The sequence below is a fragment of the Methanogenium sp. MK-MG genome, from assembly GCF_009914725.1.
GTDB lineage: Archaea > Halobacteriota > Methanomicrobia > Methanomicrobiales > Methanomicrobiaceae > Methanogenium.
In genome coordinates this window covers 1-8,122 of record NZ_JAAAWJ010000081.1, presented here as the reverse complement: position 1 = coordinate 8,122, position 8,122 = coordinate 1, and the positions used below count along the sequence as shown (strand labels likewise).

Below are 8,122 nucleotides of genomic sequence, written 5' to 3'. Positions count from 1 at the left end.
CGACTGGGAGGCACATTCATTGAATGTTAATATGTACCCATAATATTTTGATCTAACGGTTAATTCTCGCTAAAATTGGTTGGGGGGCTGAATAGTTACCTGTTCGGAAGTATTCAACCACTCTTGCTGGATTATTCTTTTTGGGAATGTTGTTTTCGTTTGTCAAGGTTCCATGTGCGGCACCGATGTTACTCATATTGCTGAGCAAAATCCTGATTGGTGGCACGATACAGGATTTGTCACTGTTGTTGGTCTTTGGAGCCGGAGTGCTCACGCCCTTTATAGGAGTCGGCATCATCGGAGGGTGTGGCTCGTCGAGTAAAATCAGAGAACACAGGGATGTAATTAAGGCCGCTAGCGGGATGATCTTGATTGGGTTTGGGTTCTGGTTGCTCTTCTGGATGTAAATCGAGTGGCGGTACTGGTTTGGCTGTCAGGAAGGAGAATGCCTCGATACCAAGTCAGTATTTGTTGTTGAGTTCAGACAATCTCAGTTGTGTCTCTTTCCCAAGATATCCGTTCACCCTTCCAACTTCCGCTTCACTTCGGATGGGGATCTATTTTCCATATTTTTCTTGCCGTCCAGGATTCCGTAGGGGTTTGTAACAGGAGAAATGAATATCGCGGGTGGCCCTACCGTCCAGAACAGATATGGCTAACTGTCAGGGCCGTATTTATGGTGATTTTCCATCACAGTGCCGCAAGGAGAAGGACTGCCAGTAAAAATGAAGTGTATCGTGTCATCACGATGCGATTATCACTGTATGACCTCACGCTCTTCCGGTAGAATCATCAAAACCGGTCAATCCATTTAGACGATTTGGTCTGAAGAGGTATTTGTGAAGAAGTGAAATAATTATTCAAATGAGGAACACGATGTTTGACAACCGCCAAAAAATAAGGAGTACAGTCGCCGTGCTCATCATCTTTCTTTTCTTGCTAACCCTGCTATTCACCGCCGGATGCTCTGATATAGGGCATAAACAGCCAACCTTTGACATCTGGGTCCTCAAGATCGATGCAGACGGGGACGAGCAGTGGAGCACCATCATTGACGACGACCCGAACGGTATCGGGATAGAGATGATCCAGACTCAGGATGATGGGTACGCAATCGCAGGCTCAGGGAATGGTCCAATCATCCGCATTTTTACGCTTGACGCGAAGGGAGATGCCGGATTGGATTTGACCATCAATACATCCCCGGACTCCGGTCGTTCACTTGTCGAGGCTCCCGGCGGAGGGTATGCCGTCACCACACGGTGGGAATGTCTGAAACGTATAGATGAAAGTGGAACCGTCCTCTGGAGCACGCCGCTCGGCGAAGAAAGCGATCCGTTGCTGTGGGAAGTGGACAAGGGGTGGCGGGTGGTCAGGGCACCGGACGGCGGGTATGCTACAGCGGGGAACAACCGATCCGTCAGACTTGATGAGGATGGAATGATCCTATGGGAGACAGCATTTGCTCCGGACAAGAGCGCCAGAACGATAATCGCAGCACCTACGGGAGGCTTTGTCACCGGAGGGATCTGCGATGCCGGTGTGTGGGTCACCCAACTCAATGCCGAAGGAGACAGCGTATGGAACAGGACGTTTTCGACCGAATTACCCGCACGCCTCTATATCGTCCGTCTATCCCCCGATGGCACATATGATCTGATCTATGGAATCACACAACATGTTTCCGAGGACAACCAGGAAGACAAGTGGATCACAGAGACAATGGAAGTTTCCCTATCTGCGCAAGGCGAACAGATAGGCGAAAAACCGGTGCAGGTCTCCCGGATCATCGTTGCAACCGAGGACGGCGGATATGCATATTGCGGGTATTCTCACCCACAATATAACGATCTCCGTTCATCAGACAATCCTGGCTCTCCACTTCGGGTTGTCAGGCTCGACACTGCCGGTGAGGTTGTTTGGGATGCATCATTTGATATCGGCGATGATCGACCCGTCACATCGATTATTCAGACCGCAGACGGTGGATTTGCTCTCTTCGGAAGGTACCTTGATTTCTGAACGCTTTGTTCATACGTGCGGATAGTTCAGTAATCTGGTAAAGGTAACATTCATGGGAAAAAAGGAACCGATAACCAACACTGATGTTGTTGAAATCTCTCGAATCGATACGTTTTCACGGGTAAGAATGTTCACCGGGATTTCATCTCTGGATTACCATGGCGATTCAACTCATGACAATGCAAGAGCTATTGAAATGGTGAAAGGAAATATCAGTTCGTTAGTCTGAAAAGGAGATCACATGAAGAAAATAAAAAAAACCCTTTTTTTCGTAGCAGTTGCGTTGGTGTCACTATTCCTGGTATTTATTGGTATACTCAATTTTTCTGCCTATTTTGGTCAGGGTAATCCTATTGAGTTAGTTGAAATAAAATCTTCGGCGATTGATTTGGAAAATCAAACTATCACCTACATTTCAGAAGACGATTTTAAGGAATATCCTGAGTTAGGAGAGCTGTTTCATAATGTCACCCCTATTGGTGATGAAAATTTTGGTAATCGTGAAACAAAATCTGTTAATTCTATAACCGTAAGTGAAAGAAAAGCGTCTGAAATACGGAAAGAACATTCAAGTAAGACGTTCTCCTGGAAGGGAGGATATTATGGAATATTGGTACAACAACCATAATTTTGGTATTATAACTTTATTTATGGATATATTTTTGACAATACTACCGGCGAGCGAAAATATTTCGAATATACCTGCTTTGTAGAAATCCTCTATCGTTATTATACAACTCTGGCGGGATTCATGTTCATGATCGTTATTTATTTTCTTTTCAAAATTCACCACTCCTCAACTCCCTAAATACCTTTTTTGTCAATTCAGGAATGAATAGTCACTTTCCGGAGGAGTATTATAATCACGAAATATTTTGCAAAAGAGAGATGTCGCAGAATATCGATGCAGATATCATACCGAAAAAAATCTCCGATCAATCCAGGTTTGTCCTCTCCCCTCTTCAATAATTTTTCTGGCACGGATGCGCCGGGACATCTATGACCTCACGCTCTTCCGGCAGAATCATCGAAACGGATCAATCCATTTCGACGATTTGGTCTGAAGAGATATGTAGGATGAAACGAAATGGATCTTTAGGGGATCTGATTTTACCAATACTCAGTCCGACATCGTTCATGTATCATAATTCCAAAAAATGTATTTTTCTTAAGAATGGTGGCATTTAATGACTCAAATTAATCCAGAAGTTACAATTATAATTTTATCTTTTATCTTGGTTGGGTCTGTAACAGGATGCGATCTAAACTCTCTATATGAATATAGCCCAGTAGAGATGAGCAACACAGACTGGAATCTGATCTCTTTTGCTGATATGAAAGATCAAGTGACAGAACCAGATTCCAAAGCCTATATTTACTATATAATGGCCAGTCCAGAACTCCCTGAAACCACGAGTACAGTGAGAAACACGCCTATAAGTACTTCATCGGAGACAGTGCTCAAAGAACCTGTAATAGGGGACAAGGTAATTTATGATAAGTCGGTGCCAGATAGTGAATTCAGCATTTTTTACAGACCTGTTCAACTTATTTTTGGAGCAATTGGAATTATCATAATATTTGTGCTTTTGATACTCTACTCCCGTCTTCTGAGATCACGGAACAAAGGCACCTGAACCCGGGACTCTTTTTGGGGTTATGTCCAACTGAACAGAACAGTTGGATGATGTGGACATAAACCATTAATAAAACGAAGTTAACAGTCTGAAATGCAGTATCTAAAAGATGTTGCACGGGGTTCACCTGAACGGATCAAGAATGGTTGAACCCCTCGCGTGCCCGGAGGACATTTGCATATATGCGAGTTCATGCGTTTATACGTTTGCCTGTTTCTGTCACCGGTGAGATGAAAAACAGAGGAAAACCATGAAAACAAAAATTGGAATGCAGGCACTCTCCGTGCTCCTGACACTACTGCTGGTGAGCGTGGTGATGGTGCCGGTGGTGAGTGCGGAAGGGATGCAGAAGTCTGACCAGTGTCAAACAACATGCAGGGTATGAAACGGAGAAATACACCGTTCGCCTTGTTGACTCTAAAATAACTCAGGATCAGATCTCTGCCACCACGCAGACGCTGATGAGCTCTTTTGAAAAAGAATTCAGAAATCCTCATCAGATCAATCCGGATTTGTCTCATCCCATCTTCAATAATTTATGTCATGGATACGCCGGTACATGTATGATCTCATGCTGTTTTGGCAGAATCATCGAAACGGGTCAATCCATTTCGACGATTTGGCCTGAAGAGGTATTTATGATGAAATGAAATGGATCTTTAGGGGATCTGATGCTGCCTGAATCCGGGGACGAGTCTGCCTGCGGTACAAAGTGGTGAAAAAATGAAGGGAATCAGTTATGTGCCCGTCATGGGTGTGATAATCGCAGTCATTATCCTATCGGCCGGATGTATTGATGACATATATTTGCCGGGAAGTACCCCTTACATAACGGACGATAACGTAACCCATCAGAAATGGATGTCAGAATATCTGGAAGATCCGGAGAAATTCCAGACAAATCCTGAAAATCCCCTTGAATGGACATTAAAAGGAATGTGCAGTGTTGCAGCGGGTGGCAGGCATGAAAAAGCGCTGGAATATTATGATATTGCAATTGAGCTTGATTCAGAATTTGCATTTGCGTATTATGAAAAGGCATTTTCGTTATTTATTCTGAAAAGAACTGACGAGGCCCAAGAATGCCTTGAAAAGGCCGTTGAAATCAACCCTCAGTATAAACCGCTTGCCAAAAAATTACGGTCTGACTTTATACGGGAAGAATCGTGAAAAATATTCTGCACGCCATTATTATTCATTTCCTGCGATGATTATGCGATAATCACTGTATACCCTCATGCTCTTCCGGCAGAATCATCGAAACCGGTCAATCCATTTCGACGATTTGGTCTGAAGAGGTATTTGTGAAGAAGTGAAATGATTATTTAAATGAGGAACACGATGTTTGACAATCACCAAAGAATAAGGAATACAACCACCGTGCTGATCATCTTTCTTTTCGTGCTAACCCTGCTATTCACCGCCGGATGCTCTGATGTGGGGCATAAACCGCTCACATTTAAGATGTGGCTCCTCAAGATCGATGCAGACGGGAACGAGCAGTGGACAACAACCATTGACGGAGACCCAAACGGCAGGGGGGAAGGGATGATCCAGACTCGTGATGGCGGATACGCAATCGCAGGCACAGGGACAGGTCCAATCCCCCGCATTGTTACACTTGATGCGGATGGAGAGGCCATATCTGATATGACCATCGGTTCACCCCCGGACTATGGTAACTCGCTTGTCGAAGCTCCGGGCGGGGGATATGCCATAACCAGACGTTCAGCGGGCCTGACACGGGTAAATGAAAGTGGAACCGTCCTCTGGAGCACGCCGCTCGGCGAAGAAAGCGACCCGTTGCTGTGGGAAGTGGACAAGGGGTGGCGGGTGGTCAGGGCACCGGACGGCGGGTATGCCGTAGCGGGGAACAACCGGTCCGTCAGACTTGACGAGGATGGAGCAATAGTATGGGAAACGACATTTGCACCGGACCAGAGCGCCAGTACAATAATCGCAGTACCCACGGGAGGCTTTGTCACCGGAGGGACCTGCGATGCCGGCGTGTGGGTCACCCAACTCAATGCCGAAGGTGACAGCGTATGGAACAGGACCTTTTCAACCGAATCACCCGCCCGCCTCTATATCGTCCGTCTCTCCCCCGACGGCACATATGACCTTATTTATGAAACCACCCGGCAAACAAAGAGGAATGAACCAGCGGGCAAAAGGGTCACAGAGATAACTGAAGTCTCCCTCTCTGCGGATGGGGAACTGATCGGCGAACGGCCGGTGCAGGTAACCCAGTCCATCATCGCGACTGATGACGGCGGATATGTATATGCCAGTACTTCCCACATCGTCAGACTTGACAATGAAGGGACGACCATGTGGGATGCATCGCTTGACATTGGGGATGATATTAAGGTTGGCCCTATCATTCAGACGGCAGACGGTGGATTTGCTATCTCCGGGGAGTTGCTTGATTTCTGAACGGTTCATACGTGCGGATAGTTTAATTATTTAATAAAGGTAACATTCATGGAAAAAAAGGAACAGGTAACCAACACCGATGCTGTTGAAATCACTCGAATCGATACGTTTTCATTTGTAAAAATGTTCACCGGAATCATATCCGGTATTGCCGTTATGGTATCTGTTTGCGGTCTGTTATTGTATTATTTCATCATCAGAGGGAATATGATATTTCTTCCTGAAGAATATGCAGGCTTTTTTCAATTATTCACTATTCCTGCCATTATCGGGTGGCTTGTTGCAGTCATTGTCATCAGCAGTATTGTTGGGTTCCTTCTTGCAGGGATGTACAATATCATTGCCCGAAAAACAGGAGGGATTATTCTCTCAATGAAAAAATAACGGTTCGAAACGATCCTGATCATATTCAATTTTTTAGAACTTTTATCACACTACCATCTGACATCATGCTGTTCTGGCCACATCATCGAAACAGGTCGAGCTATTTAGACGATGTGGTCTGAAGAGGTATGTATGATGAAATGAAATGGATCTTGTGATGGTCCGATGCTTCCTGAAAATGAAAAGGGATTGGTCTGCCTGCGGTGAAAAGTATAGAGGTGAAAAGATGAAACTGAAAAAAGGCATGCGGGCTTTGAGCCTGCTTATTGTAATGGTGCTTGCTCCATCTGGCTGCAGAAAGGTTTCCATAAAAAACATGAATGGCAAAGATCATACCCTCAGCTGCGTAATGGGGCGACATGACCATTCAGTTCCAAAAGACCCTTCATCTGGTGTTTGATAATTGGAATGAAGATGCCCTCTCCAATGCAACCTGGGGAACTTATTTATACGACATCAACCATAGGGGGGGCGAGGTAAAAAAGATGTTATTTGTTATGTGGTATGAATTCGATCCGGATCACACCACCCAGGTTATCGAATTATGGAAGAGCTTCAAATTTCCACCTGAGGTGAAAGTCCTTCACCGGTACCTCCTGATCGGGAGGCACATGTCGGCTGCGATATTTGAGGCCCCGAATGAGGAATCTCTCCTGAAGATCACGCTGCCATTCAGTTCATTTGGAGTAGCGCACATCGTACCGGCCATGACAATCGAGGATGCGATCAAACAGATGTGATATACAGCGAAGGCAAAGTAGAAAGATCTTTTTTTTATTTTTGGGCTCTGTTGAATCCCTCAAATATGACAACGAAAGCAACAGATTGAACCGCTTTTGTAATGTTATAGAGAATCACTTTGATCTTGATCTCTTTGACCTGAAATCAATACTTTCGTGCCTTCAGATCTTCTCCAAATCTTCTTTTAATGACTGAGAATGCTGTTTCGACTTTATTTTTTTCACGATATCGTTCATCATCGAAATTAGAATGCATCTCCTGTCTGTATTTTCCGAAATGAATCTTTCCTTTTGAGAATGGACGTTCGGCAATAGGGTTTCAACAGAGCCCTTGATTTGTTAACTTACACAAGAACCAGCAATTTTGTAGATCTTTTCCTTCAGGTATGATTGATGACTACAGAGTTTCAATAAACCATCATTCCATTTTATGTAACCCCGTTCCACACGTTCAAGTATCTGCACCGGCAATATGTACCCACGATATTTCAGCATTTCTGCAATATCACCGGTGGCTGACCATGAAAGTTTCAGTAGTTATTCCGACATATAATGAAGAGAAAAATATCGGCAGGTGCCTTGAATCACTCTGTAACCAGACGATGAACCGAACAGAATACGAACTCATTGTTGTGGACGGTAATTCAAAGGATACCACGCGTGATATTGCCCGGAAGTACGCAGACCAGGTGATCATTCAGACCCGCGAAAAGGTGGGCGGTGCACGCAATGACGGTGCCGACCTTGCAACGGCAGATATTATTGCCACAACAGACGGGGACTGCGTCCTGCCTCCTGAATGGATCGAGACAGTGTATAACGAATTTGCTGCCCATCCGGAAGCGGCAGCCATTTACGGGACCGTCTACCCGCTTGAGGATGGCATAAAAAACAGAATCAATC

The 8,122-nt window shown here is 45.0% G+C and carries 11 protein-coding genes and 2 pseudogenes; 12 read left to right on the top strand and 1 reads right to left on the bottom strand.

Translation table 11 applies throughout. The annotated features are described in order from the left end of the window. Window positions 1-122 precede the first annotated feature (122 nt). From MKMG_RS11790 to MKMG_RS09705, 11 genes and pseudogenes are all read left to right on the top strand, one after another. A pseudogene (locus MKMG_RS11790) lies at window positions 123-407 on the top strand (cytochrome c biogenesis protein CcdA); the annotation flags it as partial. Window positions 408-876: 469 nt separating this feature from the next. Beyond that, complete coding sequence (locus MKMG_RS09745; RefSeq protein ID WP_165077626.1) at window positions 877-2,022, top strand: hypothetical protein; 1,146 nt, start codon at window positions 877-879, stop codon at window positions 2,020-2,022. Between the two features lie 52 nt (window positions 2,023-2,074). Beyond that, window positions 2,075-2,251 (top strand): hypothetical protein, encoded by a 177-nt coding sequence (locus MKMG_RS09740; RefSeq protein ID WP_165077624.1) that lies wholly within the window; start codon window positions 2,075-2,077, stop codon window positions 2,249-2,251. A gap of 12 nt (window positions 2,252-2,263) precedes the next feature. Continuing rightward, window positions 2,264-2,650: a hypothetical protein gene (locus tag MKMG_RS09735; RefSeq protein ID WP_165077622.1), complete on the top strand. Its 387-nt coding sequence runs from the start codon at window positions 2,264-2,266 to the stop codon at window positions 2,648-2,650. Window positions 2,651-3,209: 559 nt separating this feature from the next. Continuing rightward, complete coding sequence (locus MKMG_RS09730) at window positions 3,210-3,659, top strand: hypothetical protein (RefSeq protein WP_165077621.1); 450 nt, start codon at window positions 3,210-3,212, stop codon at window positions 3,657-3,659. 250 nt (window positions 3,660-3,909) lie between these two features. Then, window positions 3,910-4,044 carry a hypothetical protein gene (locus MKMG_RS11700; RefSeq protein ID WP_256366079.1) on the top strand — a complete coding sequence of 45 codons (135 nt, stop codon included), beginning with the start codon at window positions 3,910-3,912 and terminating at the stop codon, window positions 4,042-4,044. 338 nt (window positions 4,045-4,382) lie between these two features. Further along, window positions 4,383-4,829 (top strand): tetratricopeptide repeat protein, encoded by a 447-nt coding sequence (locus tag MKMG_RS09725; RefSeq protein ID WP_165077619.1) that lies wholly within the window; start codon window positions 4,383-4,385, stop codon window positions 4,827-4,829. A gap of 171 nt (window positions 4,830-5,000) precedes the next feature. Continuing rightward, window positions 5,001-6,095: a hypothetical protein gene (locus MKMG_RS09720; RefSeq protein ID WP_165077617.1), complete on the top strand. Its 1,095-nt coding sequence runs from the start codon at window positions 5,001-5,003 to the stop codon at window positions 6,093-6,095. A 48-nt stretch (window positions 6,096-6,143) separates the two neighbouring features. Continuing rightward, complete coding sequence (locus tag MKMG_RS09715) at window positions 6,144-6,479, top strand: hypothetical protein (RefSeq protein ID WP_165077616.1); 336 nt, start codon at window positions 6,144-6,146, stop codon at window positions 6,477-6,479. Between the two features lie 226 nt (window positions 6,480-6,705). Further along, the gene (locus MKMG_RS09710) at window positions 6,706-6,879 is read left to right on the top strand and encodes a hypothetical protein (RefSeq protein WP_165077614.1); all 174 of its coding nucleotides are present in this window, start codon (window positions 6,706-6,708) and stop codon (window positions 6,877-6,879) included. 85 nt (window positions 6,880-6,964) lie between these two features. Beyond that, window positions 6,965-7,219 carry a DUF3303 domain-containing protein gene (locus MKMG_RS09705; protein ID WP_165077612.1) on the top strand — a complete coding sequence of 85 codons (255 nt, stop codon included), beginning with the start codon at window positions 6,965-6,967 and terminating at the stop codon, window positions 7,217-7,219. A 34-nt stretch (window positions 7,220-7,253) separates the two neighbouring features. Here MKMG_RS09705 and MKMG_RS09700 read toward each other — a convergent pair. After that, a pseudogene (locus MKMG_RS09700) lies at window positions 7,254-7,511 on the bottom strand (IS5/IS1182 family transposase); the annotation flags it as partial. Window positions 7,512-7,740: 229 nt separating this feature from the next. On the opposite strand from MKMG_RS09700, the gene MKMG_RS09695 reads away from it, so the two are divergent. Then, window positions 7,741-8,122 (top strand): glycosyltransferase family A protein (locus MKMG_RS09695; RefSeq protein ID WP_165077611.1); only part of this gene is annotated, 382 nt, incomplete at its 3' end.

Bases quoted from the DNA above. Each gene is read 5' to 3' on its own strand.
- MKMG_RS09740 (WP_165077624.1), top strand. From the start codon at position 2,075: ATGGGAAAAAAGGAACCGATAACCAACACTGATGTTGTTGAAATCTCT.
- MKMG_RS09710 (WP_165077614.1), top strand. From the start codon at position 6,706: ATGAAACTGAAAAAAGGCATGCGGGCTTTGAGCCTGCTTATTGTAATG.
- MKMG_RS09730 (WP_165077621.1), top strand. From the start codon at position 3,210: ATGACTCAAATTAATCCAGAAGTTACAATTATAATTTTATCTTTTATC.
- MKMG_RS09735 (WP_165077622.1), top strand. From the start codon at position 2,264: ATGAAGAAAATAAAAAAAACCCTTTTTTTCGTAGCAGTTGCGTTGGTG.
- MKMG_RS09745 (WP_165077626.1), top strand. From the start codon at position 877: ATGTTTGACAACCGCCAAAAAATAAGGAGTACAGTCGCCGTGCTCATC.
- MKMG_RS09720 (WP_165077617.1), top strand. From the start codon at position 5,001: ATGTTTGACAATCACCAAAGAATAAGGAATACAACCACCGTGCTGATC.
- MKMG_RS09705 (WP_165077612.1), top strand. From the start codon at position 6,965: ATGTTATTTGTTATGTGGTATGAATTCGATCCGGATCACACCACCCAG.
- MKMG_RS11700 (WP_256366079.1), top strand. From the start codon at position 3,910: ATGAAAACAAAAATTGGAATGCAGGCACTCTCCGTGCTCCTGACACTA.
- MKMG_RS09725 (WP_165077619.1), top strand. From the start codon at position 4,383: ATGAAGGGAATCAGTTATGTGCCCGTCATGGGTGTGATAATCGCAGTC.
- MKMG_RS09715 (WP_165077616.1), top strand. From the start codon at position 6,144: ATGGAAAAAAAGGAACAGGTAACCAACACCGATGCTGTTGAAATCACT.